The sequence below is a fragment of the Rhizorhapis sp. SPR117 genome (genome assembly GCF_021742065.1).
On record NZ_JAKKIE010000005.1, the window covers coordinates 78,779 to 103,013 of the forward strand.

At 64.5% G+C, this 24,235-nt stretch carries 23 protein-coding genes; 15 read left to right on the top strand and 8 right to left on the bottom strand.

From position 1 onward, the window contains the following. Positions 1-35: 35 nt before the first annotated feature. Together L3X40_RS03515 and adhP are read left to right on the top strand one after the other, a co-directional pair. The gene (locus tag L3X40_RS03515) at positions 36-362 is read left to right on the top strand and encodes a PRC-barrel domain-containing protein (protein ID WP_237364409.1); all 327 of its coding nucleotides are present in this window, start codon (positions 36-38) and stop codon (positions 360-362) included. 614 nt (positions 363-976) lie between these two features. Next, positions 977-2,002 (top strand): alcohol dehydrogenase AdhP, encoded by a 1,026-nt coding sequence (gene adhP, locus L3X40_RS03520; protein WP_237364410.1) that lies wholly within the window; start codon positions 977-979, stop codon positions 2,000-2,002. Between the two features lie 256 nt (positions 2,003-2,258). On the opposite strand, the gene glgP is transcribed toward adhP, so the two are convergent. Then, the gene (glgP, locus tag L3X40_RS03525) at positions 2,259-3,956 is read right to left on the bottom strand and encodes an alpha-glucan family phosphorylase (RefSeq protein ID WP_237364411.1); all 1,698 of its coding nucleotides are present in this window, start codon (positions 3,954-3,956) and stop codon (positions 2,259-2,261) included. Between the two features lie 268 nt (positions 3,957-4,224). After that, positions 4,225-4,443 carry a DUF2934 domain-containing protein gene (locus L3X40_RS03530; protein WP_237364412.1) on the bottom strand — a complete coding sequence of 73 codons (219 nt, stop codon included), beginning with the start codon at positions 4,441-4,443 and terminating at the stop codon, positions 4,225-4,227. A 221-nt stretch (positions 4,444-4,664) separates the two neighbouring features. On the opposite strand from L3X40_RS03530, the gene L3X40_RS03535 reads away from it, so the two are divergent. The 13 genes from L3X40_RS03535 (at position 4,665) to L3X40_RS03595 (ending at position 16,741) form a co-directional block, all read left to right on the top strand. After that, entirely contained in the window at positions 4,665-5,786 is a 1,122-nt protein-coding gene (locus tag L3X40_RS03535) for a 4Fe-4S dicluster domain-containing protein (RefSeq protein WP_237364413.1), read from the top strand. A gap of 11 nt (positions 5,787-5,797) precedes the next feature. After that, entirely contained in the window at positions 5,798-6,274 is a 477-nt protein-coding gene (locus tag L3X40_RS03540; RefSeq protein ID WP_237364414.1) for a cyclic nucleotide-binding domain-containing protein, read from the top strand. Continuing rightward, a complete protein-coding gene (locus tag L3X40_RS03545) occupies positions 6,265-7,107 on the top strand; it encodes an FAD/NAD(P)-binding protein (protein ID WP_237364415.1) in 843 nt (280 codons plus the stop codon). The genes L3X40_RS03540 and L3X40_RS03545 overlap by 10 nt, the downstream gene beginning before the upstream one ends. A gap of 91 nt (positions 7,108-7,198) precedes the next feature. Next, on the top strand, positions 7,199-7,447 hold the full coding sequence (locus L3X40_RS03550; RefSeq protein ID WP_237364416.1) for a hypothetical protein: 249 nt from the start codon (positions 7,199-7,201) through the stop codon (positions 7,445-7,447). 4 nt (positions 7,448-7,451) lie between these two features. Further along, the gene (locus tag L3X40_RS03555) at positions 7,452-8,234 is read left to right on the top strand and encodes a hypothetical protein (protein ID WP_237364417.1); all 783 of its coding nucleotides are present in this window, start codon (positions 7,452-7,454) and stop codon (positions 8,232-8,234) included. Next, positions 8,224-9,513, top strand: coding sequence for a Ni/Fe hydrogenase subunit alpha (locus L3X40_RS03560; RefSeq protein WP_237364418.1), 1,290 nt, complete (start codon positions 8,224-8,226; stop codon positions 9,511-9,513). Before L3X40_RS03555 ends, L3X40_RS03560 begins: the two co-directional genes overlap by 11 nt. Positions 9,514-9,516: 3 nt before the next feature. Continuing rightward, the gene (locus tag L3X40_RS03565; protein ID WP_237364419.1) at positions 9,517-10,023 is read left to right on the top strand and encodes a hydrogenase maturation protease; all 507 of its coding nucleotides are present in this window, start codon (positions 9,517-9,519) and stop codon (positions 10,021-10,023) included. Then, a complete protein-coding gene (locus L3X40_RS03570; protein ID WP_237364420.1) occupies positions 10,005-10,268 on the top strand; it encodes a hydrogenase/urease maturation nickel metallochaperone HypA in 264 nt (87 codons plus the stop codon). Before L3X40_RS03565 ends, L3X40_RS03570 begins: the two co-directional genes overlap by 19 nt. 4 nt (positions 10,269-10,272) lie before the next feature. Then, positions 10,273-12,600, top strand: coding sequence for a carbamoyltransferase HypF (hypF, locus tag L3X40_RS03575; RefSeq protein ID WP_237364421.1), 2,328 nt, complete (start codon positions 10,273-10,275; stop codon positions 12,598-12,600). After that, positions 12,591-12,848, top strand: coding sequence for a HypC/HybG/HupF family hydrogenase formation chaperone (locus L3X40_RS03580; protein ID WP_237364422.1), 258 nt, complete (start codon positions 12,591-12,593; stop codon positions 12,846-12,848). Before hypF ends, L3X40_RS03580 begins: the two co-directional genes overlap by 10 nt. Beyond that, the gene (gene hypD / locus L3X40_RS03585) at positions 12,845-13,984 is read left to right on the top strand and encodes a hydrogenase formation protein HypD (RefSeq protein WP_237364423.1); all 1,140 of its coding nucleotides are present in this window, start codon (positions 12,845-12,847) and stop codon (positions 13,982-13,984) included. Before L3X40_RS03580 ends, hypD begins: the two co-directional genes overlap by 4 nt. Continuing rightward, complete coding sequence (hypE, locus tag L3X40_RS03590) at positions 13,981-15,027, top strand: hydrogenase expression/formation protein HypE (protein WP_237364424.1); 1,047 nt, start codon at positions 13,981-13,983, stop codon at positions 15,025-15,027. Before hypD ends, hypE begins: the two co-directional genes overlap by 4 nt. A gap of 7 nt (positions 15,028-15,034) precedes the next feature. Further along, positions 15,035-16,741: a hydrogenase maturation protein gene (locus tag L3X40_RS03595; RefSeq protein ID WP_237364425.1), complete on the top strand. Its 1,707-nt coding sequence runs from the start codon at positions 15,035-15,037 to the stop codon at positions 16,739-16,741. A 136-nt stretch (positions 16,742-16,877) separates the two neighbouring features. Here L3X40_RS03595 and L3X40_RS03600 read toward each other — a convergent pair whose 3' ends face one another. The 6 genes from L3X40_RS03600 to L3X40_RS03625 all read right to left on the bottom strand — a co-directional run bounded on the left by L3X40_RS03600 (position 16,878) and on the right by L3X40_RS03625 (position 24,037). Continuing rightward, positions 16,878-17,306 carry a universal stress protein gene (locus L3X40_RS03600; protein ID WP_237364426.1) on the bottom strand — a complete coding sequence of 143 codons (429 nt, stop codon included), beginning with the start codon at positions 17,304-17,306 and terminating at the stop codon, positions 16,878-16,880. 345 nt (positions 17,307-17,651) lie between these two features. After that, positions 17,652-18,188 (bottom strand): DUF2726 domain-containing protein, encoded by a 537-nt coding sequence (locus tag L3X40_RS03605; protein ID WP_237364427.1) that lies wholly within the window; start codon positions 18,186-18,188, stop codon positions 17,652-17,654. A 5-nt stretch (positions 18,189-18,193) separates the two neighbouring features. Beyond that, entirely contained in the window at positions 18,194-18,394 is a 201-nt protein-coding gene (locus L3X40_RS03610) for a hypothetical protein (protein WP_237364428.1), read from the bottom strand. A gap of 48 nt (positions 18,395-18,442) precedes the next feature. Further along, positions 18,443-21,451 (bottom strand): MobF family relaxase, encoded by a 3,009-nt coding sequence (mobF, locus tag L3X40_RS03615; RefSeq protein ID WP_237364429.1) that lies wholly within the window; start codon positions 21,449-21,451, stop codon positions 18,443-18,445. After that, complete coding sequence (locus L3X40_RS03620; protein ID WP_237364430.1) at positions 21,451-23,757, bottom strand: type IV secretion system DNA-binding domain-containing protein; 2,307 nt, start codon at positions 23,755-23,757, stop codon at positions 21,451-21,453. Before L3X40_RS03620 ends, mobF begins: the two co-directional genes overlap by 1 nt. Further along, positions 23,747-24,037, bottom strand: coding sequence for a hypothetical protein (locus L3X40_RS03625; RefSeq protein WP_237364431.1), 291 nt, complete (start codon positions 24,035-24,037; stop codon positions 23,747-23,749). The genes L3X40_RS03620 and L3X40_RS03625 overlap by 11 nt, the downstream gene beginning before the upstream one ends. Positions 24,038-24,235: the final 198 nt, after the last annotated feature.

The following is a 24,235-nucleotide window of genomic DNA, read 5'->3' on the forward strand; positions in this document are numbered from 1 at the left end:
CAAACCCTGTAACGCCCCGGCTTGGAGCGACCTACATGCGGGCCGACATCCTGATCGGCTCGGAGATCCGAAAGCTAAAGGACGAGCGTCTCGGCGAGATCTCCGATATCGTGCTCAATCCGGAACAGCGCGACATTCTCCATATCCTGGTCTCCCCCGCGGTGGCTTCCTCGGCTTCGGCAACAAGCTCGTCGCCGTCCGCTGGCGCGATCTCCGCACCACTGCGGATCACGAACTCTACGTGCTCGACGTCCCGCCGAAAACCGTGGACGAGCCGCGGGCCGTCGACTGCGGGAACTTTGCGGCAACGGCAAGCGGTGAATAGCAACGCTCGCTGGACCAATATCGGGACAGCGTCTTGAAGCGAGAGTCACGCCCGATAAGCGATTTGAGGCGCGATCTCATCGGCCCCACGCTTCCCGATCGTCAAAGGTTGCAGCTCTGTTGAGTCTCCGTCGATATGTTGCCTGCTGTCTAGGCGCGCCTGAAAAGCCATCTCTCGCATCGGCGGTCTTTCTGGGGACGTGCGTTGGAGAAAAAGGCGGGTACCGGGCGGAGGGCGTCGCTTGCACCGAGCCCCTGGGTTGCTTTCCCGCCAGACGACCATAGCGCGGCGCCGCGACGGCGCTGGACTCCGCCTGCTCGGTTGGCGTCGGTCCTGCGGGTACGGGACAACTCGCCGCAAGTTCGAGGAAAGAACGAACGGCTCTATCATGCGACCGCATGGGGGCTGCCGCCTTCTTCGCCGAGGTTCTTTACGGCCTGAATCATCTTGACCAGCACGGCCTGCGCATCGCCGTACACCATGTTGCAGTTGTCGGCGTAGAACGGCTAGTTCTCAACGCTGGCATAACCTTTCGCAAGGCATCTCAGCAGCAACGCCGTCGGCCATCTTTAACCTGTCGCAAAGTTTCTCCACCCGGCGGTCCGCTATACTGCAAGGGAGATTAAGCGCTCCGGAAGAGAGGAGTACTCCATGGCGAAGACAATGAAGGCTGCGGTGGTGCACGCATTCGGCAAGCCTTTGAAGATTGAGGAAGTGCCCATTCCGACACCGGGACCGGGCGAAGTGCTGGTCAAGGTGGTTGCCACGGGCGTGTGTCACACCGATCTCCATGCCGCAATCGGCGATTGGCCGGTGAAACCGAGTCCGCCCTTCATCCCCGGGCACGAAGGTGCGGGGATCGTGGCGGCGGTTGGTCCGGGCGTTACCGGATTGAAGGAGGGTGACGCGGTCGGCGTGGCCTGGTTGCACGATGCCTGCCGCCAGTGCGAGTACTGCGAGACCGGCTGGGAGACTCTCTGCGAGTTCCAACATATGAGCGGCTACACGGTGAACGGCAGCTTCGCCGAATACGTGATCGGTGCGGCTCCCTTTGTGGGGAGATTGCCGAAAGACGCCGACTTCGCCGCCTTGGCGCCGATCCTCTGTGCCGGCGTGACGACATACAAAGGCATCAAGGAGACCGAGGCAAGGCCCGGCGAGTGGATCGCGATCTCCGGCGTTGGCGGTCTCGGTCACATCGCGATCCAATATGCCAAGGCGATGGGCCTGCATGTCGCGGCCCTCGACGTCACTGATGAGAAACTCGCCCTCGCCCGATCGCTGGGCGCCGACGTAGCGGTAAATGCGAAGGCCTCGGATGCAGCCGCCAGGGTCGTCAAGGAGACCGGCGGCGGCGCGCATGGCGTCCTGGTGACGGCGGTATCGATCCCGGCCTTCGCCCAGGCGCTTGGGATGGTACGCCGTAAGGGCACGGTCAGCCTGGTAGGATTGCCGCCAGGGGAATTCCCGACGCCGATCTTCGATGTGGTGTTGAAGCGCATCACGATCCGTGGTTCGATCGTCGGCACACGAAAGGATCTCGCCGAGGCAATCGAGTTCGCCGCGGAAGGAAAGGTCCGCGCCCATATCCACAAGACGAAGCTCGAAGACATCAATCACGTGTTCAGCGAGCTCAAGGCGGGGAAAGTCGATGGCCGGATGGTGATGACCTTGTAACGGCGCTTCGCGCGGCGATCCTCGCATGGCTTCCGCGATCGAGCCAGAAGTCAGAGGAACCAAGCGAGACGAACCCAACGGCGTGCCACTGCCCGGCCGCGTATGATCAAAAAATCGTCGGCGGTCATCATGGCCTGCGATGAATGTGGGCCGGGTGCGACAAAGCGGTTTTGCATGAATTGCGGCCGGGATCTCGTGCCCCAAGGCAGTGAGAGGGCCGGAACGCGATTGTTCGGCGCGTCCCGGAAGCCCGCAATTATCGAAGATAGGCCTCGGTCGCGTAGCGGCGCATCATGCGCTGACTGTTGAAATAATAGGCGATGTTGCCGATCGCCTGCTTCATCATCCAGCGCCACCGCGCCGGGTCGGCGGCGTAGAGTGGCAGGACGGCATGGTCGAGCTGATCATAAAGCGCGGTGGCATGCTGCCCAGCACCATCGCCGTCGTGGCCGATCGACCAACCAGTCACACCCTCGATGCAGGCCTCGATCCACCAGCCGTCAAGGACGCTCAAGTTGAGCACGCCGTTGAGCGCCGCCTTCATGCCGCTCGTGCCCGACGCCTCCAGCGGCGGCAGAGGCGTGTTGAGCCACACATCGGCGCCGGCAACCAGCGTCATGGCGAGCCGCATGTCGTAATCCGGCAGGAATACGCAGGTAACCTTGCCGCTTAGCCGCCGGGCAAGTTCGTAGACCTGCCGTATCGCTTCCTTACCGTCCGCATCCTGCGGGTGGGCCTTGCCCGCCAGCACCACCTGAAACGGGCGCCGCGACGCCAGATCCACGAGGCGGTCGAGGTCCTCGAAGAGGAGCAACGGGCGCTTATATCCCGTCATCCGGCGCGCGAATCCGAGTATCGGGATGTCGGGATCAAGCGCGACGCCGGTGCTTTCCTTCACCTGCTGGATGAGATCGCCTTTGGCGGATTCATGGCATCGCCAGATTTCGTCCTCCGGCAGCTGCAGGGCACGAACGAGGATTTCGGGCTCGTGCTGCCAATGCGGGAGGTGCGCGGTGTAGAGCTGCGCGAAGGCCGGATGCGTCCAGGTACCGGGATGGATGCCATTGGTGACCGCATGGATCCGATATCCCGGAAACATGTGTTCGGTCGTTTCGGCGTGACGGCGGGCGACCCCATTGACATAGCCGGCAAGGTTCAGAGCCAGGCGCGTCATATTGAGCCGGTCGTCTCCTGCGAGGCGCTTCAGCGCGTCGAGGTCGATGAAACCGGGCAGCAGCCGCTCGAACAGCTCATAGGAAAAACGATCTTGGCCGGCCTCCACGGGCGTATGCGTCGTGAACACGCAGCGGGCGCGAGCCTCAGCGATATCGTACGGTGGTTCTCCGGCGATCAACTCTTCGGGCGCGACCCGCAAGCGGTTGAGCAGATCGAGGGTCAAAAGCGCCGCGTGACCTTCGTTAAGGTGGTAGGTGTGGGGAGCGAAGCCAAGAGCCTGCAATATCCGGATGCCAGCGATCCCAAGGATGATCTCCTGCCTGAGCCGGTAAGCCTCGTCCCCGCCATAAAGGTAATGTGTCAGCGTGCGATCATCCTCACCGTTCTGATCGAGGTCGGTGTCGAGAAACAGAATCGGGATCTGGTGGCCATGCGGGCAGGTATGGACATAGAGCCAGGGCCGAATCCAAACCGGCTTCTTCTCGATATCGACGGCCACCATGGCGTTGAGCGGCGAACACCAGCGCTCCGGCTCCCACCAATCCGGCTGCTCCGTCTGCCGTCCGTCGGCGTCGATAGCCTGTCGGAAATAGCCCGCACGGCTCAGCAACGTCACAAAGACGACCGGAATCCCCAGATCGGCGCAAGAGCGCGCGGTGTCGCCGGCAAGGATGCCCAGCCCGCCCGCATAAGTGTGCATTTCCGGCCGGACCGCCAACTCCATCGAGAAATAGGCGATGTGCTTTCTGGTTATGAAGGCATCGAGGGAGGATGACATCGAGAGACCACTCATGTGTCGCTTTGGTCGGCGCAATCGTAACTGACGGTCAACGATCGCTCCACCGTGCGCTCAGCACTTCGTCCCCGAACCAGCCGAGCTTGCACCTCCGCTGATTAGGCCGAGTTTGGTCAAACCGACAACGTCCTCCGTCACCGGCTGGACCACAGTGTTCGCGGTCACTGCTATCTCGATACCGGCGATGCGGTGAACTTCAGGTTCAGGTGACTGGCGTGTCGCGGGAGGTAGCCCCAGCGATACCCGCGGCCTACTTCTTGTTTTTGCTCCTGGTCTGTGCCGCCGCCGGTTTCGGCCGGTCTGAGCCAGCTCCAGCATCACTGGCAGCCATGACCTCGGCCTCTGCCTGACACCAATGATCGAAGTCGCGGCCATGTGGTCCACCTTCGCTTTCCCAAAGGGCATATGCCCGCTCCTCGACCTGCTTGCGCAGTGCTTCCGCGTTGCACGACCCGCTGGTCTCCGGCATTTCCGATCTCCTCTTCTCGTTGGCAGGACTCCGGGACCGAAAGGATCGCCTCGATGAGACTACGATTCTTTGATGGAGGTTAAAGTCGCTCCGAGATGCCGCTGATAATAAAATTATGCAGAAACAAATTGCGGGTCGATCGGCCGGATATTCAAGATCCAGCCGGGTCGGCAGTTAAACCCCTGGAATAGCGCTCAAGGGCGCCGGATCCGACGAAGACGATGGAAACCGCCCAACCAACCGTGGTAACGACAGAAGGCCTAGAGGCGCTGCTCGACACGCTGCGCCGCCGCGGCTACCGCGTGGTCGGCCCGACCGTCCGCGACCAAGCAATCATCTACGACGATATTGCATCGATCGCCGACCTTCCGCGCGGCTGGACTGACGCACAGGAAGGTGGGCGCTACCGGCTTGCGCGCCGCGACGATGACGCCCTGTTCGGCTATGCCGTGGGGCCGCATTCGTGGAAGAAGTTCCTGCACCCGCCGGTGCTGCGCCTGTGGCACGCCGAACGCGATGCCGCTGGGGTACGCGTTGTGCCCGAACCGGATCCCGATGAGCGTTTCGCCTTCATCGGCGTCCGCGCCTGCGAGCTCCACGCGATCGCCATACAGGATAAGGTCTTTCTGGAGAGTGGACAGATCGATCCGCATTACCGCGCACGGCGCGAGGGTGCATTCATCGTCGCGGTGAACTGCGCGGTGGCCGGCGGAACCTGCTTCTGTGTCTCGATGAACACCGGCCCCAAAGCCGAGGCCGGCTTCGATCTCGCGCTGACGGAGATGCTTCGCGAGGGAGAACACCACTTTCTGGTCGAGGCCGGAACGGACGCTGGAAATGCGATCCTTGCCGAGTTGCCCCACCGTCTGGCCACGACAGAAGACCTGGCCGCAGCGGCGGCCGTCGTCGCGCGGACTGCCGGCTCGATGGGACGGGAGATGCGCTCTGACGACGTGCATGAGCTTCTCCTGCGGAATCTCGACCATTCCCGTTGGGACGAGGTGGCCGCGCGATGCCTCACCTGCGGTAACTGCACCATGGTGTGCCCCACCTGTTTCTGCACCTCGGTCGAGGAGTCGAGCGACCTGGCGGGAGCCGAGGTATCGCGCTCGCGGCGCTGGGATTCCTGCTTCACCATGGATTTCTCGTATATCCATGGCGGCAGCGTGCGGTCGAGCGCACGCGCGCGCTACCGTCAGTGGATGACCCATAAGCTTGCCACGTGGTTCGACCAGTTCGGCACGTCGGGCTGCGTCGGCTGTGGGCGCTGCATTACCTGGTGCCCGGTGGGGATCGATATCACCGAAGAGGTGCGGGCGATCCGCGAGAGCGAGCCGCAGTGAGGAGCAAAGCCATGGAAGGGCTCGAACGCGTCATCAAGGAGCACCCCTTTTTCGCGGGACTCGACGAAGGGTTCTGTGTGCTGGTCTGCGGCTGCGCGAAAAACGTGCGCTACGAGGCAGGCCGGTATCTGTTCCACGAGGGTGATCCGGCCAACGAGTTCTACCTGATTCGGCACGGGCGGGTTTCCCTTGAGCTGCATGCGCCGGAGCGTGGCGCCGTGACCTTCCAGACGCTCGGGCCCGGCGAGGTCGTCGGCGTCTCCTGGCTGATCCCGCCCTATCGCTGGAGCTATGACGCGAAGGCGCTGGAACTCACCCGCGCGATCGCCATGGACGCCGCCTGCCTGCGCCAGAAATGCGAGGCGGACCACGATCTTGGCTACGACATGATGAAGCGCTTTATGCCGGTGCTGGTGCAGCGCTTGCAGGCCGCACGGTTGCAGGCCCTCGATGTCTACAGCGCCCGGCCCTTGAAACCGTGCGCGTAGCGACGGCGACCGCCGACCCGATGGTGCCGCGGATCGCGCGCGTGCGCCGCCGCCGACGCGACGGTCCGGACGTCTGGACACTCGATATCGAAGTGAAAGAAGCGGATGGCCTCCTCTTTGCGCCCGGCCAGTTCAACATGCTCACTGCCTTTGGGGTCGGCGAGGTTCCGATCAGCTTCTCCGGCGATCCCGCCGAGCCTGGTCGCCTTGTCCACACGATCCGCGCCGTGGGACCCGTCTCGGCCGCGCTTGCGCGGCTTGGTCCTGGCGAGCCAGTTGGATTGCGCGGGCCGTTCGGCGCGGGCTGGCCGATGGCCGAGGCGGCCGGGCGGGATGTCGTGATCGTGACCGGCGGGCTCGGTCTCGCACCCCTGCGCCCCGCACTCTACCGCCTCCTTGCCGAACGCGACCGCTACGGTCAGATCGTGCTCCTCTATGGTGCACGCAGTCCCGATGATATCCTGTTCCGGCGCGAGCTCGAAATGTGGCGCCGTCGGCGCGAGATCGACATCGAGGTGACGGTCGATCATGCGATCAGTAACTGGCACGGCCATGTCGGCGTCGTCACGACACTGATCCCGCGTGCCGCGTTTGATCCGCAACACGCAATCGCACTGGTTTGCGGGCCCGAGGTGATGATGCGCTTCGTCATCACCGCATTGCGCGACGCCGGAGTTGCTGACGACACCATCTATCTCTCGATGGAGCGCAATATGAAGTGCGCCGTCGGCTTCTGTGGCCACTGCCAGTTCGGGACCGTCTTTGTCTGCCGGGACGGACCCGTCTTCCGTTACGACCGAGTGAGGCAACTCCTGGCGCTGAAGGAAATCTAGAGCTTCCCCGGTTTTGCAAAGGTGATGCGACGGCGTGTTGATACAATTGTCGAGGGTGCGAAACACAAACAGCTGAACGAGGTCAACCATCATGAATACAATACGCGCCGTGAAAATCTCGCTGGCCTGGATCAGTATCGCCTGGACAGCCTGCTACCTCGCCTTCGGACTCATCCCAGGACTTGGCCCAATGGCGATGCCTTACGTCCTCCATATGAACGTGCCCATGGAAAATATCTTTACGATCGGCAACTTCATCGTCGGTCTCATTGTCTGGAATGTCGTCGTCGCCGCAGGCGTTGGGCTTGCGGGCCTTCTGAGCAACATCATCAAGGCTTAGCGCGATGGCCGCCGCTAAACATAAGCCACGGCTCGCGGTCTGGAAGTTCGCCTCCTGCGATGGCTGCCAGCTCAGCCTGCTCGACTGCGAGGACGAACTGCTCGCCGTGGCAGACGCGGTGGAGATTGCCTACTTTCCCGAAGCGACCCGTGGGAAAATCAGAGGCCGCTACGACGTCTCGCTGGTCGAGGGTTCGATCACCACGCCCCATGACGCTGAGCGCATCCGAGACGTCCGCCGGCGCTCGCGCGTGCTGGTGACGATCGGCGCCTGCGCGACCGCGGGCGGCATCCAGGCGCTGCGCAATTTCGCCGACGTGCAGGAATACACCTCGGTGGTCTACGCCCACCCCGAGTACATCAAGACGCTCGCCAGCTCGACGCCGATTGCCGATCACGTGCCGGTGGATTTCGAGCTTCGCGGCTGCCCGATCAACAAGCGTCAGGCTCTCGAGGTGATCTCGGCGTTCCTTGCCAGGCGTCAGCCGGTGACCCCGCCGCACAGCGTCTGCATCGAGTGCAAGCTCAAGGGCAATGTCTGCGTGATGGTCGCGCACGGCACCCCGTGCCTCGGGCCGGTCACTCACGCCGGTTGCGGCGCGCTGTGCCCCTCCTACGACCGCGGCTGCTATGGCTGCTACGGGCCGAAGGAGTCGCCGAATGCGCCGCCCTTGAGCCGCTGGCTCGCCGGGCTTGGCATGGACGAACGGGCTCTGCAGCGCGTCTATCGCACCTTTAACGCCAACGCAGAGCCGTTCCGCAAGGAGAGCGAGCGTCATGGCCCGTAAGACCATCAAGGTCGACTATCTCGCCCGCGTCGAGGGCGAAGGCGGGCTCAAGGTGGTGGTGCGCGACGGGAAGGTCGCGAGCGCCGAGCTCAGCATCTTCGAGCCGCCCCGTTTCTTCGAGGCCTTCCTGCGCGGCCGTGCTTTCAACGAGGCGCCCGATATTACTGCGCGCATCTGCGGCATCTGCCCGGTGGCCTATCAGATGAGCGCGGTCCATGCGATGGAGAATGCGCTCGGCGTCACGGTGACCGGATCCTTACGCGATCTGCGGCGCCTCATCTACTGTGGCGAGTGGATCGAGAGCCACACTCTTCACATCTACATGTTGCACGCCCCCGACTTCCTTGGGTACGAGGGCGCCATCGACATGGCGCGCGATCACGGTGACGTCGTGCGCCGCGGGCTTTCCCTCAAGAAGGCCGGCAACGAGATCATCACGCTTCTCGGCGGGCGCGAGATCCATCCAATCAATGTACGGGTTGGCGGCTTCTACCGCGTGCCGCGCAAGCGCGAGCTTGCCCCGCTCGCCGAGCGGCTGAAATGGGCGCGCGACGCCGCGCTGGAGACCGTGCGCTGGACCGCCGGTTTCGACTTTCCCGACCGCGAACGCGACTACGCCTTCGTCGCCTTGCGACATGGCGAGGAATATCCCTTCAACGAGGGCCGCATCGTCTCGAACCGCGGACTCGACATCGCGGCCGCCAAATACGACGATCACTTCGAGGAGACGCATGTCGAACGCTCGACCGCGCTTCACTCGCGCTTCAAGGGCGGCGGCTCATATCTCACCGGCCCCCTCGCCCGCTACAACCTGAACTTCGCCTGCCTGTCGCCGCTTGCCCAGGACGCGGCGCGTGAAGCGGGTCTGGGGCAAACCTGCAACAATCCCTACCGCAGCATCGTGGTCCGCGCCGTCGAAGTGCTCTACGCCTGTGACGAGGCGCTCAGGATCATCGCCGCCTATGAGGAACCGGACCGGCCGGCCGTCCCGGCCGAGCCGTGCACCGGAACCGGCTATAGCGCGACCGAGGCGCCGCGCGGGCTATTGTATCACCGCTACCGCCTTGAGGCGGACGGTGCCATCGCCGAAGCCCGGATCGTGCCGCCGACGTCACAGAACCAGGCCAGCATCGAGGAGGATCTCGCGAGCTACATCGGCGGTTTTCTCGATCTGCCCGATGACGAGCTTCGCCATCGCTGCGAGCAGACGGTGCGCAACTACGACCCCTGTATCTCCTGCTCGGCGCATTTCCTGCGGCTCGAACTGGATCGAGGGTAAGCCATGTCGAACGCCGCTTCCCGCCGGATCGTGCTGGGCATCGGTAATCCTGACCGAGGCGATGACGCGGTCGGTCGGAAGGTCGCGCGGCTTCTGCGCCAAATGGCACCGGACGACGTCGAAGTGGCCGAGCACGACGGCGAGGCAACCGCGTTGCTTGCCCGCCTTGACGGTGCCGCGGCGGCCTATCTGGTCGATGCCTGTCAGTCCGGCGCGCCGGCGGGGACAGTGCACCGCTTCGACGTCAGCGCGGCGGCATTGCCGCAAAGCCTGTTCGGCCTGTCGACGCACGGGTTTGGCCTCGCGGAGGCAGTCGAACTCGCCCGCGCGCTCGGCCAATTGCCGGCGCGCTGCATCGTCTACGCGATCGAGGGCGAGTGTTTCGACCTTGGCATGCCGCTATCGCCAGCCACCAGTGCGGCAGTTGCCAAGGTCGTTCGGTGCCTGGGATCGGAGATCATCGACGACATGGAACCGGGAAGGGAACCAAGATGCACGAAGCCCACTTGATGGAGACCTTGATGCGCCGGATTGCTGAGATCGCAGAGGCGGAGCATGCGCGGCGCGTAACCGGCATCTCGGTCTGGCTCGGCGCGCTGAGCCACTTTTCAGTCGAGCATTTCACCGAGCATTTCGAGCGTGCGAGCACTGGCACGATCGCCGAAGGTGCGCGGCTGGACGTGACTGTGTCGGACGATACGCAAGACGCCGATGCTCAGGAGGTCATGCTGGAAAGCGTCGAGGTGGAGGTCTGAACTGATGGACCTTGCGGCTTCTCCAACCGAATCCGGAACGGGCGCACATAAGCGAATACGCCTCCTTGTCCACGGCGCGGTGCAAGGTGTCGGCTTCCGGCCTTTCGTCTACCAGCGAGCGCGGACGCTGGAGCTTTCCGGCTGGGTCGAGAACTCGGCGCAGGGCCTGACAGTGGAAGTGGAAGGCGATTCGGCAAACATGGACACGTTGGTCCGCCTGATCCGCGAGACGCCGCCGCCGAATGCCGCGGTGACCGCGATCGAGATTCAGGAGATCGACTGGCGCGGCGACGAAGCTTTTGCGATCCGTGCGAGCACAGTCTCCGGCGCACGCACGGCCGAGGTGCTGCCCGACCTCGCGACCTGCGACGATTGCCTGCGCGAGCTCTTCGATCCCGCAGATCGGCGTCACCTGTATCCCTTCACCAACTGCACCCAATGCGGGCCGCGTTACAGCATCATCGAGGATATCCCCTATGACCGCGCCCGGACCTCGATGCGGCATTTTCCGATGTGTCCTGCTTGCACTGCGGAATACGGGAACCCCGAGAACCGCCGATTTCACGCCGAGCCCAATGCCTGTCCTGCCTGCGGGCCGCAACTCGCCCTCTGGACCACAGCCGGGGAGGTTGTCACCTGTCATCACGATGCACTGCTCGCGGCCGCTTCGGCCGTTCGTCAGGGGCGCATCGTCGCCGTGAAGGGCATTGGTGGGTTTCATCTGATCGTCGATGCTCGCAACGAGACGGCCGTCCAAAGGCTCCGCCGGCGCAAGCGGCGTGAGGAAAAGCCCTTTGCCGTGATGTTTCCCTCGCTCACGACGCTCCGTGAGGTCTGCGGCCTTTCGCCGGTCGAGGAGGCACTACTGGTCAGCCCGGCGCGGCCGATCGTGCTGATACGGCGGAAGAGCGGCCCGATCGCATCTGCGGTGGCGCCGGCCAATCCTTGGCTCGGGGTGCTACTACCCTATGCGCCGCTGCACCATCTGCTGATGCACGAGCTCGGCTTCCCGGTGGTGGCGACCAGCGGCAATGTCGCCAATGAGCCAATTGTTACCGACGAGCGCGAAGCGCTGGGCCGACTGGCCGGAATCGCCGACCTGTTTCTGGTCCATGATCGGTCGATCGCGCGGCCGGTCGATGACTCCGTGGCGCGCATCGTCTGCGGACGCGAACTCATCCTGCGCCGCGCGCGCGGCTATGCACCTGCATCGGTTTCCGTGAAGGGTATGCATGCCGGGATCCTCGCTATGGGCGGTCACCTGAAGACGACCATCGTCCTGAGCGGCACGGATCGCGTGGTCATGAGCGGGCATATCGGCGATCTCGAGACGGCGGCGGCACGCACGGTCCACGCCCGGGCGGTAGCGGACTCGGTTCGGCTGCAGGATGTAGAACCACGCCTCGTAGTGCGCGACCTGCACCCGGATTACGCTTCGGCTCATGCGGCGGAGGCGGCGGGGCTGCCGGTGATCGCGGTGCAGCACCATGTGGCCCATGTCGCGGCGTGCATGGCAGAGCATGGGCTGGCACCTCCGGTTCTGGGCGTCGCCTGGGACGGCGCTGGCTACGGTCCCGACGGTACGATCTGGGGAGGCGAGTTTCTCCTGGTGACGGCGGCGGGCTGGCGCCGCGTGGCGCATCTCCGGCCCTTCCGACTGCCCGGCGGCGCCGCGGCGATGCGCGAGCCGCGCCGCGCGGCCCTCGGGCTACTCTATGAGGCCTTCGGCGAGGACGCCTTTGCCATGACTGCGCTTGCGCCGGTGGCTGCCTTCACGCCCGCGGAGCGGAGCGTGCTGCGCGCCCAGCTCGAGCGAAGAGTCAATGCTCCGGTGACTTCAAGCGCCGGCCGGCTGTTCGATGCCCTCGCCGCACTGTGCGGATTGCGACAACGTGCGAGCTATGAGGGCCAGGCGGCGGCCGCGCTGGAGTGGGCCGCAGAGGGACATGCAAGCAGTCAGTGCTATGAGTTTGCGTTACGCGAGGTGGGGAAAGACGAGGCCTTGATCGTCGACTGGCAGCCGGCACTCGAAGCATCCCTTGCGGATCTGCGTGCGGGCTCGGAGGCCGGCGCCGTGTCTGCGGCGTTCCACGCCGGCCTTGCGGCGGTGATCGCTGCGGTCGCGCAACGGACCGGAGAGCACTGCGTGGTGCTCTCGGGCGGCTGCTTCCAGAACGCTCGCCTCACCGAAACCACGGTCACGGCCCTGCGTGCCGTCGGCTGCAAGCCGGCGTGGCACCGCCGCGTCCCGCCTAACGATGGCGGAATCGCCCTCGGCCAGGCAGCCTGGGCGGCGTGGACAGAACAGCGGAGCGGAATGCCATGTGCCTAGCGGTTCCGGGACTGATCGTGAGTGTATCCGGCGACGACTCCATCATCCGGGTCGGCCGGGTGGATTTCGGCGGCGTCGTCAAGGAGATCAATCTCGCCTATACGCCGGAGGCGCAACGCGGCGACTACGTCCTGGTTCATGTCGGCTTTGCGCTTGCCGTCATCGACGAGGTGGAGGCGCAACGCACGCTCGCCTATTTGCGCGAGATCGCCGCGCTCGATGTCGCGCATGCGGACGCCGCGCCATGAAGCACGCCGAAGAATACCGTGACGGCCGCCTCGCCCGCGCTCTCGCCGCCCGGATCGCCCGCGCGGCCGCCCCCGCCGCCCGTTACCATTTCATGGAATTCTGCGGCGGCCATACCCATGCGATCGCGCGCTACGGCATCGAGGATCTGCTGCCTGACAACGTGCGGTTGATCCACGGTCCCGGTTGTCCTGTCTGCGTGCTGCCGATCGGACGCATCGATGCCGCGATCCGGCTCGCCGAACGCGCGGAGGTGACACTCTGCAGCTATGGCGACCTGATGCGCGTGCCGGGCTCGCGCGGGACGTCGCTGCTCCGCGCCAAAGCGGCGGGTGCCGACATCCGCATGGTCTATTCCACGCTCGATGCCTTGCGCATCGCCGAGGCCGAGCCCGATCGCGAAGTCGTCTTCTTCGCCATCGGCTTCGAAACCACGACGCCGCCAACGGCGCTCGCCATCCGCCTTGCTGCGGATAGGAAGCTCAAGAACTTTACCGTGTTCTGCAATCACGTGCTGACCCCGTCGGCGATCCAGAACATTCTGGATAGCCCGGACCTCAGGGAACTCGGCTGCGTGCGCCTCGACGGCTTCATCGGCCCGGCCCATGTCAGCACTGTCATCGGCACCGAACCCTACGCCTTCTTCGCCAAGGAGTTTGAAAAGGCGGTCGTGATCGCCGGCTTCGAACCGCTCGACGTCATGCAGTCGATCCTGATGCTCATCAATCAGGTCAACGAGGGCCGGCACGAGGTCGAGAACCAGTATGGGCGGGCGGTACGGCGTCAAGGCAACGAGCGGGCCAAGGCCGATGTCGCCGAGATTTTCGAACTGCGCAAGAGCTTCGAATGGCGCGGCCTTGGCATGGTGCCTTACAGCGGCCTGCGGCTCAAGAGCAGCTATGCCGCCTTCGACGCCGAACGCCGCTTCGGCATCGAGTCCGTATCAACATCCGACAATGCCGCCTGCGAATGCGGCGCCATCCTGCGCGGCGCCAAGAGGCCGACCGATTGCAAGCTGTTCGGCACGGTCTGCACGCCGGAGACACCGATGGGCTCCTGCATGGTTTCGGCCGAGGGCGCCTGCGCCGCCCACTGGACCTATGGGCGCTTTCGCGACCGCGCCCGGGAGGTGTCATGATCCCCAAGACCTATCGTCGCAAGCTCGACATCAGGAACGGCCGTGTCGAACTCTCGCATGGCGCAGGCGGGCGCGCCATGACGCACCTGATTGCCGACATCTTTTACGAGGCCCTGGACAATCCGTGGCTCCGGCGCGGCAATGACCAAGCCGCCTTCGACATTGCCGGCGGCCGCATGGTATTGACGACCGACGCCTACGTGGTCTCGCCGCTGTTCTTCCCGGGCGGCGATATCGGCTCGCTCGCTGTCCATGGCACGATCAATGACGTGGCCATGGCTGGCGCCGAGCCGCTGTATCTTTCCGCCAGCTTCATCCTCGAGGAAGGGCTTGCGCTCGCCGACCTGAAGCGCATCGCCGACAGCATGGGACGGGCTGCGCGCGAGGCCGGCGTGCCGGTCGTCACCGGCGACACCAAGGTGGTCGAGCGCGGCAAGGCCGATGGCGTGTTCATTTCGACGACCGGCATCGGCGTCGTGCCCGTCGGGCTCGACCTCTCAGCCGACAAGGCGCGGCCGGGCGACCGGGTGATCCTTTCGGGCACGATCGGCGACCACGGTGTGGCCGTCATGTCGCGGCGGCAGAATCTGTCCTTCGAGACCGAGATCATAACAGACACGGCCGCCCTGCATGGCCTCGTCGCCGCGATGGTCGAGGTCGGCGGCCGGAGCTTGCGGGTCATGCGCGATCCAACCCGGGGCGGGCTCGCGGCGACGCTAAACGAGCTCGCGCAGCAATCCGGGATCGGCTTTCGTGTGTCCGAAGAGGCGATCCCGGTAAAGCGAGAGGTTGCCGCCGCCTGCGAGCTCTTGGGGCTCGATCCGCTTTACGTCGCCAACGAGGGTAAGCTCGTCGCCGTCGTCGCGCCGGACGCGGCCGAGGCCGTGCTTGCGGCGATGCGCGCGCACCCGCTCGGGCGCGAGGCCGCGATCATTGGCGAGGTGGCGGCCGACGAGCATCGTTTCGTACAGATGACGACGGCCTTCGGCGGTGGGCGTGTCGTCGATTGGCTGTCGGGCGAGCAGCTCCCGCGGATCTGCTGAGGTGCTCGTGCGCATCCTGCTCCTCGTGCACAGCTTCAACAGCCTGTCGCAGCGCCTGCATGTCGAGCTGACCGAGCGCGGCTACGAGGTCTCGGTCGAGTTCGATGTCAACGACGCGGTGACGCGCGAGGCGGTCGCTCTCTTCGATCCCGACCTCGTGCTTGCACCTTTCCTGAAGCGCGCGATCCCAGAGGACATTTGGAAGAATCGGCGCTGCCTCATCGTTCATCCAGGCATCGTGGGCGACCGCGGCCCATCGGCGCTCGACTGGGCCGTGCTCGAAGGCCAAACCGAATGGGGTGTCACCGTGCTCGAGGCGGAAGCCGAAATGGATGCCGGCCCGATCTGGGCCTCGGCAAGCTTTCCAATGCGGGCGGCGACGAAATCGAGCCTCTATCGCCGCGAAGTGGCAGATGCCGCCGTGACCGCCGTGTTCGAAGCGTTGGAACGGATCGAGTCTGGCGCGGTCGCGCCGCGTCGGCCCGAGCGCGACGATCCGGCTGTGCGCGGCCTGGCGCGCCCGCCCTGCCGCCAGAGCGACCGCGTTATCGACTGGGCGACCGATCCGACAGACGTAGTGCTGCGCAAGATCCGCAGCGCCGACGGCACGCCCGGCATCCGCGATCGACTCTTCGACCGAGCGGTGCGGCTCTATGACGCGCATCCGGCCGAGGGCCTTGCCGGCGGCCCGGGCGCGGTCATCGCCCGCTGCGACGGCGCGATCGCGCGTGCCACAAGCGACGGCGCTGTGTGGGTCGGGCACGTGCGCGAGGAGCTTGACAAGGCGCTCAAGCTGCCCGCGACGCATGTCTTCGCGGCAGAGAGCGCGGCACTACCGGAAGTGCCCGGCTATGCGCCGATCCGCTACGAAGAGGACGGCCCGGTCGGCCTTCTCCACTTCGACTTCTACAACGGCGCGATGAGTACGGCGCAATGCGAGGCGTTGCGCGGAGCCTATGCCCAAGCGCTCGCGCGACCGACCCGCGTGCTGGTTCTCACGGGCGGTCCCGATTGCTGGTCGAACGGCATCCATCTCGGCCTGATCGAGGCGGCCGACAGCCCGGCCGATGAATCCTGGCGCAACATCAACGCCATCGACGACCTGGCTCGCGACATCATCACCACAACGGATCGGCTGGTCGTTTCCGCGCTCCGCGGTAACGCCGGCGCCGGCGGCGTGTTTCTGGCGCTCGCGGCAGACGAGCTGTGGGCCCGCGAGGGTGTGGTGTTCAATCCACACTACAAGGATATGGGCAATCTCTACGGCTCGGAATACTGGACCTACCTGCTACCGCGCCGCGCCGGGGCGGAGAACGCCCAGCGCGTGACACAGGCGCGGCTGCCGATGGGCGTTACCGAAGCGCACCGCCTCGGTCTTGTCGACCGCCTCCTGCCCTCCTCTTCTGCGCACGATCCGACAGCGACTGCCCGGCTCGCCCAAACGCTTGCCATGGACTCGGATTTCGAGGCGCGTCTTGCGGAGAAACGGAGGTGCCGCAGCGCGGACGAGGCCGATAAGCCGCTCGCAGCTTATCGCGCCGAGGAACTCGCCTGCATGCGCCTCAATTTCTACGGTTTCGATCCGAGCTATCATGTGGCGCGCTACAATTTCATCCACAAGATTCCGAAGTCGCGCACACCGCTGACACTCGCCCGGCACCGGTCGCAAGGTCACCACCGTCTCGCGCGTGCAATGCTGCACGCCGGCACGTAGCGTGATCCAGGAAGCCACCACGCCCGAAGCCCGCAGTGATAACGTAATCTCCGATAGTATCGGCCAGCTGCGTTTCGGAACTGGTTTGAAGGTAATCACAGCTCCGCGATTGCTGCTGCCTTGACCGGCCCCGATTCTATGCCTTCGCGATGAGCAAGCTGCACGGAAGGTGCCTGAGTAATTCGCCGCCAACCGAGCCATCAAACCAACGCTCGATGATGCCTTTCTCTGAATGGCCGAGAACGACAAGATCAGCGTTTATTCCATGGGCATAGGTAATGATCTCAAGTGCCGGATCGCCTTGCCGGATGCAGGTGATGACATTCACACCCTGCCTGCCGGATTCCAGAGCAGCCACGTTGAGGGCTTGTTCGAGCTCTTCGCGTTCCATCCCCCAGATGTCAATTTCTCCGTACGCCTCAGCAAGCCCGCTGCTGCCCGTTGTCGCGACAATTCCCAACAGATGCAGTTTCGATTTACAGAGACGGGCAAGGCCGGCCCCTTGGTTTAAGGCGGCCTGGCTGAACTTGAGCCCATCATAAGCCACCAGAATATTCTCGTACATAGGCGCTCTCCTGCGATGAAATGGGCATTATCGTTTGACGCCGAATGCTCGACGCCGAAATCACTGTCGCACAGGGGCAGCTGCCAATTTAGGCCAGCCCGACGCATGCAACCGTGTCATGATAACGGTTGATGGTCGAAGCCCCCGGCGTCGCGTCTCTGCAACGTCGAACATGAAGCTGTGCAGTGGCCGCGCCATACGTGCGATCGCGTAATCGAAGTATGCGGCCCTGCGAGCAGTTTATGAAGCGCGTCCCAGCGTAGCCCCCAGTCTACATCCGCCGGTACGTCTGCTTCGCCTCCGTGTGCGATGCACGTACGCGCCGGTAACCACCAGCGCGTTCTATCAGACGTCGAAGGCGACGCACTCCGCTTGTTCGCGAAGGTGCCCGACCGCTGCGAGGACGCTGGGAATGGTCGGTCTGGCGGACGCAGGAATGCGGATCGTGCCATAGCCGGCACGCACGGTCATTGTGTCGCGCATTCGATCACTGGCGGCGCTGTGGCTGTAGTCGTCGACCTCGACCAAGGCGACGACCCCACCCGTAGTCGGGTCCTGAATTACAAAATCCACGATTTTCTGCGAGAAAGCATTGCAATCCGCATAAACGAACCGGCCGCCCAGGCGTGGCGGCGCCTTGAGAAGCGCGCCCATCGCGACCTGCGCGTGGATCCGGTACATCGGCAAGACCTGCTCGAGCGCGACCAGCATCGCCAGCTCGCGTCGCGTCATGAACGGCTTGGCGACAGGCGCGGGCGGCCCCGACAGGCCAAGCTTGCCGCCCAACAATGCAACTATGAGCGCGGCCGAACCTATGAAGATGAGGAGCGGCAGCGCCGGATCGAGCAGCGACTGGATGAGGTGGAAGGGGTCCGTGGCCATCTCCCTCAGCCCCAGCCATCGCGCCGGCCTTCGCCATTGTCGCGCAGATTACGGCCGTCGAGCGCCGAACGGCGGATACTGAGCTCCACGCCATCACCCTTCCGGGTGATCTGCACGTCGCGCGGATCGAGATTGTTGCGCCGGGCATAGTCATCCGCGGCCTTCTCGCTGCCGAACTTGCCGGCCTGCTCAAATTCCCATCCCATGGTTCGTCTCCTTACACTTGCCGCGGGCACCATGCCTGTGGCTTCACACTATAAATCGAGGCCGAGACTCCGTTCGGGGAGCGGCGGCAATGGGTCGGCACGATCCGGCTTGAGGTCTGGCGGCGCCGCGCCATCCGGCAGCGGAGGCAAATCACCGGGCAACGGCGGAAGGTCGGACAGATCGACCCCATCGATCGGCCCGGGATCGAACTTCTCGCGAGGCCCCGGCCCTTTCTTGCCGTCGATGTCGAGCCGGCCGAGGGTTTCGAGCGCCGAGGTCTTGTTGCCGGGGTTCATGTCGAGCTGGCGCTCGAGCTTCTCCTTGTCGTCGACCACCATGGTGAGTTCGTCGCGCACGCGGGTGACGCCTACGTTGAACAGACGCTGGTTCGAGAGGTTGCGCTCATGCGCCGACATGACAGTGATCGCCTTGTCGGTGGTGATACCCTGCGCCATGTGCATGTTGAGGCTGTAGGCAAGGTCGAGCCGCGAGATCATCGGATCGCCGAGGTCGAGCGTCAGGCGGCTCCTGTCAGACGTTTCGACCGTGACGCCGGCGGCGTCAACGCGCACGACGCGGGCAAGCGCAGCATTGTGCAAGCCGCGTTCCTTGTCATTCGCGGTCCAGCGGATACGGTCGCCTTCGCGCAATTCGAGCGATTTTTTCTCGGAGAGCTGAAGCCGGTCGCGCTGCTCGGTCGGTGAGAGCTTCTGCGGATCGAAACGGAGCTTCCGGCGGCCGTCGGCGAGTTCGACCTTGCCGTTCGCATGGACCTTGAGGACGTCGTAGCGCCCGGCCAGGATGCCGACATCCCGCGCCCCGCCCCGCCCGACCTCGAGCGTCTGGCCTGCGCGATAAGTCGAGGCATAGCGCAGTTCCTCGCGCGCGGTGTTGACGCGCTCATAGACGGTGAGATGGAGCGCCTCGCCCTTGACGCTGCCTTCTGCGATCAACCCGTCCTGGATGCGTTGATTGATGATCGCGCGCGCCTCGCGCCCCGAGGCGAACACCGCGGTCGCCTCGCGCTCGGACTGCGGGAGCGCCAGCCACATGTCAGCGGCCTTCGCGGCCGGTTCGGCATTCTCGACGACATTTGTCCCCAGCACCGCCAGCGCGGCACCGGCCTTGCCGATATTGGCGAGCGCCGCGACCGTGCGCAGCTGGTCGGTTCGCTGGCGGATATTCTCGTCCATCCGGGCCATGGTCCCGCCGCCGGCCTGGATCATGGCGAAGGACTTACCCGCGTCGATCGAGGAGAGCTGCTGACGGTCACCGACGAGGACGAGCTTGTCGACGCCCAGGGCTGCACTGATCTGGTGCAGCTTCAGCATGTCATTGCTGGAGACCATCGAGGTCTCGTCGACAACGAGCATCGTGCCGGCAAGCTTGCCGCGTGCCGCATCGTAACGCGGCGTGTCCCGCTCGGCGATGAAACGCTCGTTGGCGAGGACGAAGGAGGCGATCGTCTGCGCCTTGATGCCGGCCCCCTCGCCCAGATCCGCCACCATCTTGTTCTGGAAGGCGAGGCCGGTCACCTGCCGTCCCTCACCTTCCGTGATCTTCGCGACCGCCCCCAGCATGGTCGACTTGCCCGCGCCCGCGACACCCTGGACAGTGACCGTCCGGTCGGCGGAGCTGAGGATCATGGTGGCGGCGGCAAGTTGGCCGGGGTTGAGCGGGCGTTCAGCCACCGCCTGCAGCTGCGTCGGCGCCGCATCTGCCGGGAGGATTGGGCTCGCCGAGCCCTTCCCATCCTCGACGGCCGTGAGGATCCTCTCTTCGGTTCTCAGGGCTTCCTGGGTGGTCACCATGCGCCCCGTCCGGTCCGCCGCGGAGGCCACGCCGGGGATTAGCTGCCGGTTCTGGACGAGCCGGTCGATCCGGCGCTCGATGCTTTCGATGGTGACGCCCTTCACCCCGAGATCGAGCGCGGTCTTGGCGAGCATATGGACGGGGTATGCTGCCTCACGCTCGGAGAGGATACGCACGGCCGAGGCGACCGCCAATTGCGTGCGGGCCTCGGTCGGGGAACGCACCGCGCGTGCCAGCGCATTGTCGATTAGCGGATCATGCGGGCGCAGCAGGCCACCCAGGCGCTCGCGGGTCGCATCGATTGCTTCGCCGATCGCGCGATAGCCCCGCTCGAGCGCGCCATCCGAGAGCGCCATCCCGGCACGAGCTTCGGCCGAGGCGACGAGGCCCTTGCCGTCGAAACCGAGCGCAGCCGCGCGGTCGATCCAGTCTTGCTTGAGGGCAGCGCGATCCTCGACATCGAGCTTTGGATCGCGCGATCTTTTGGTGATCTCGCGCAAGCCTTCAGGCGACTTGATGCCGAGTTTCGTGGCGCGCTCGAGGATCTCTTCGCGGCGCTGGCTGAACTCGCCGAGGACAGCTTTGGGCACGCCTGAGATTTCGAAGGTGCCGTGCTTGCCCTTGAGCTCGACCTGGTAGCCGAGCTTCTCGAGCTCAGCGCGCAGATGCGCGTGGTAGATCGAGCCGATGACGCTGTTGTGGCTCCAGATCTTGTCGGCATGGAGCGCCTGCCATTTGCCGTCGGGCATCCGGGTTAGATTGGCGATGACCGCGTGGATGTGGGCCTGCGGATCGAGCGCTCGACTGGTGTCGTGCTGGAATAGTGCATAGACCAGATTGCCGGTCTGGACCGGCACCTTGCGCCCTTCGACATCGCGGCGGCTTTCGGCGAGGTTCTTCTCGACCCACGCCATGGTCTTCTGGACAGCGGCCATGTTGGCCCCGAGGACACGCTTGTCGCCGGCGACATAGGCCATGACCGAGGCCGACTTGGGCATGGAGAAAGTGAGGTCGACGCCGGCGCGTCGGTTCTCATGCCTTCCGATCGCCTCCCCGCCTGGCAGGATGCCATTCAGCACCCCTTCGAAGGCATCTTTGGAGACCTCGCCGGACAGGCCGATCTCGCTCGCCCCCTCCCCTGCCCACGCCGTGATCTCGGAGCTGCCCTCGACGGTATAATAGTCGTCCCTCGCGAAATAGTTCGCGGCGCCGGAGGCGGAGCGGACGGCGGCGACCGAGAGCATCAGATCCCCATATCCATGCCGTCATCCTCGCGCCCCGAGGCGAAGGCCTGACGCAGCTCGACCAGTGTTTGGTCCTCGATCTGGGGGCCACGCGCGGCATCCTGGCGACCGTCCCGGCGATCGTCGCGATCCCGGGCGGCAAGGGGCTGCTCCTCGGGGCCGGAGCGCGCCGCCTGCGCCTTGTCGGCAGCATGGATCTGAGGGGTCGATTGCTCGTCGCGATCGTCCGCCCGCGGGGCCGCGCGCCGGGCCGTATCATCCTCCTCCTCGACCTCGGCCGACAGGATGCGTGCGGCAAGATCCCTGGCGATGTTGGTGGTCTCGGCCACTTCCTCCACCACCTGCAACGAACCATCCCGCCCGCCGGCTTCCCCCGCCCTCTCCTCCTCGAATGCCTCCTCTCCGCGCTTCGACCGCACGGGCTGAATATCGGGGCGAAGGAGGAAGCCCTGGGCGACTTGAGGATAGTCCTTCCACTCGAGCAGGATGCGCGCCGCCGGGAAGCCGTCGGGGAACTTTACGAAGCCGTGCATCGAGGGCAGGTTGGTGATGTCGTCGGCGATGACCAGCGGCTCGACCTGCTTGCGCGGGGTCAGGGTCGAGGCGTCACGGGTGTTGTTGTAGCCATAGCTATAGGCTTCATCCATCTGGCGGACCTCGCGGTTGCCGATGTAGCGCGCGCATTGCTCCGCAGTGTCCAAATCGGCGGTCGCCAGGATCAGTTTGGAGCGCGCGAGCGAGGCGAGATTGCGGGCGCCCTGCTCGCCATAGACCTCAACCAGTTTTTCGAAGCTGTGGAGCCCGAGGATCATCGCGCCGCCGAAGGCGCGCGCGGTCTGGAGACCGCTTTCGATCGCGGGCAGGCGGTGCAGCGCGCCGAGTTCGTCGAACATGAACCATGTCCGCAACTCGCGGGTGCGCGGCAGGGTCATGAGGCGTGTGATCGCGAGGTCCATCCAGAGCGTCAGCAGCGCCCGGTTCATCGGCAGGTCGACATAGCTGCAGGTGATGAACAGGATCGACCCGGGCTTTTTGTCACGGGTGATCCAGTCGCGGATCGAGAAGGGCGTACCTTCGTCGGGCAGGAAGCGCAAGGCCTGTGCATTGGTGTTGAAGACGGCGCGGATGGACTCGGCCATGCGGGCCGCTTCGGGGGCCGTCAGAGGGTCGGCGATTGTGTTGGCAAGGAAGCGGTGGACGCGCTTCAGGTCCGCCGTCATCAGGTTCTCCGAAAGCGCCAGATTGGTGGTCTGCCCGCGTTCCTGGAGACGGATGCACATCTCGATGAAGAGGGTGCGGGCGGCGAGCGCCCAGAAGGGTTCGGACGAACCGCCGTCGGAGGGTATCAGCGCGGCGGCCCCGGCGGTGAACTCGCTGTGGGTGCGGCAGTCATTGAAAATCGACCAGGCCGGGCAGCGGGCATCCATCGGGTTGAGAATCGTGTCGCGCGCAGGGTCGTAAAAGGCTTCGACATAGGCCCCGGTCAGGTCGAAGATGACCGCCGTATCCTGCCGCTCACGCATCTGCGAGACGAGGCTGCGAAGCTCGGTCGTCTTGCCCGATCCGGTGGTACCGATGAGCATGGTGTGCGACTGCTCGGTGCGGTGCGGATAGGGGATGCCCGCGAGGGTATAAGGATGATGAATCCCGGACTCCTTGCGCGCCCGGAAAGGGAGCTGCAGTACCCGCGTTGACGAGAGACCCGGAAAGAGATTGCGCGCCTCCTCCTCGAACTTGGCAAGGTTATGCCGATTGATTTCGGAGACGAGGATCTCGCGGTCGACGAGCATGGCACCGCGTTCATGGCGTTCCTGAAGGATCGACCGACCGCGCCGGTACGAGATATCGACGAACCAGATCACAATCGGGATGGTGATGAAGATCGAGACCAGGAAGGCGCCGATGAGGCCTCGTACCGCGATCGCCCAGGCCTTGATGACCTCGGGGATATAGGGAACCGCCGCCATGACGGTCCGCATGATTTCGCCATTGGGCATCGTAACGTTGACGCGCTTCTTGGGGTCGAGGTCGATCCAGTTCCAGAGCGTGGAATAGATCTTCATGCAGATGAGCTGGAAGCCGTGCTCGTCGAGCTTGATCGACATGATGGCGAACCAGGCGGCGAGGAAGGCGAAGAACCAGAGGATGAAGGGCAATCTCGCGCCCGAGAACCACATCAGCATCTCGTGGGTGAGGAGCTGGCTGCCGCGTGTGAAATTGCCGGCGTTGCGCTGGACGTTGCCGCGCGCGCTGTGGTGGGTCAGAGGGATCGCCTGACCGTTGCTGCGGATGTCCTTACGCGCCATGATATTGCTCAAGGCGCTTATCGGTTTCCGCGATGATGCGGTCCCGATATTCGGGAAACTGCTCGCGGATGATGATGTCGAGCGCGAGCTGCTGGAACTCGCAAATCCGCGCTATGCGGCGGTGACTCGCGGTGAGCAGATTTGCGGATGTCAGGAAGACGTGAACAGCGGTCCTGATAACGTCGGACGGCTTGCATCCCCGCTCCGCGGCGATGGCAATGAGCCGATCATAATGTGCTTGATCGAGCCTGACCGAGCAGTGTCTGGTGGGGGTCTTCAACGTCAGCCTCCTAGCAGGGAGGCTGGTGGGATCTCAGAATCTGGGCCTTGTTATACCGGAGCCCAGCGCCGGGGGCAACAAGGACCGGGGGACCAAATGGCCTGTGTTCAGTGTGGGACAGTCAAGTCTTTGTAATTGCGTTGCTTTCGTCCCGCGAAAATAGTGTCCCACATTGTCCCACAGAGTGATATTCGGATA

Bases quoted from the DNA above. Each gene is read 5' to 3' on its own strand.
- L3X40_RS03515 (WP_237364409.1), top strand. From the start codon at position 36: ATGCGGGCCGACATCCTGATCGGCTCGGAGATCCGAAAGCTAAAGGAC.
- L3X40_RS03530 (WP_237364412.1), bottom strand. From the start codon at position 4,443: ATGCCGGAGACCAGCGGGTCGTGCAACGCGGAAGCACTGCGCAAGCAG.
- L3X40_RS03560 (WP_237364418.1), top strand. From the start codon at position 8,224: ATGGCCCGTAAGACCATCAAGGTCGACTATCTCGCCCGCGTCGAGGGC.
- L3X40_RS03535 (WP_237364413.1), top strand. From the start codon at position 4,665: ATGGAAACCGCCCAACCAACCGTGGTAACGACAGAAGGCCTAGAGGCG.
- L3X40_RS03550 (WP_237364416.1), top strand. From the start codon at position 7,199: ATGAATACAATACGCGCCGTGAAAATCTCGCTGGCCTGGATCAGTATC.
- hypF (WP_237364421.1), top strand. From the start codon at position 10,273: ATGGACCTTGCGGCTTCTCCAACCGAATCCGGAACGGGCGCACATAAG.
- L3X40_RS03605 (WP_237364427.1), bottom strand. From the start codon at position 18,188: ATGGCCACGGACCCCTTCCACCTCATCCAGTCGCTGCTCGATCCGGCG.
- L3X40_RS03570 (WP_237364420.1), top strand. From the start codon at position 10,005: ATGCACGAAGCCCACTTGATGGAGACCTTGATGCGCCGGATTGCTGAG.
- adhP (WP_237364410.1), top strand. From the start codon at position 977: ATGGCGAAGACAATGAAGGCTGCGGTGGTGCACGCATTCGGCAAGCCT.
- L3X40_RS03610 (WP_237364428.1), bottom strand. From the start codon at position 18,394: ATGGGATGGGAATTTGAGCAGGCCGGCAAGTTCGGCAGCGAGAAGGCC.
- L3X40_RS03555 (WP_237364417.1), top strand. From the start codon at position 7,452: ATGGCCGCCGCTAAACATAAGCCACGGCTCGCGGTCTGGAAGTTCGCC.
- L3X40_RS03540 (WP_237364414.1), top strand. From the start codon at position 5,798: ATGGAAGGGCTCGAACGCGTCATCAAGGAGCACCCCTTTTTCGCGGGA.
- L3X40_RS03580 (WP_237364422.1), top strand. From the start codon at position 12,591: ATGTGCCTAGCGGTTCCGGGACTGATCGTGAGTGTATCCGGCGACGAC.
- hypD (WP_237364423.1), top strand. From the start codon at position 12,845: ATGAAGCACGCCGAAGAATACCGTGACGGCCGCCTCGCCCGCGCTCTC.
- L3X40_RS03600 (WP_237364426.1), bottom strand. From the start codon at position 17,306: ATGTACGAGAATATTCTGGTGGCTTATGATGGGCTCAAGTTCAGCCAG.
- mobF (WP_237364429.1), bottom strand. From the start codon at position 21,451: ATGCTCTCGGTCGCCGCCGTCCGCTCCGCCTCCGGCGCCGCGAACTAT.
- hypE (WP_237364424.1), top strand. From the start codon at position 13,981: ATGATCCCCAAGACCTATCGTCGCAAGCTCGACATCAGGAACGGCCGT.
- glgP (WP_237364411.1), bottom strand. From the start codon at position 3,956: ATGTCATCCTCCCTCGATGCCTTCATAACCAGAAAGCACATCGCCTAT.
- L3X40_RS03620 (WP_237364430.1), bottom strand. From the start codon at position 23,757: ATGGCGCGTAAGGACATCCGCAGCAACGGTCAGGCGATCCCTCTGACC.
- L3X40_RS03565 (WP_237364419.1), top strand. From the start codon at position 9,517: ATGTCGAACGCCGCTTCCCGCCGGATCGTGCTGGGCATCGGTAATCCT.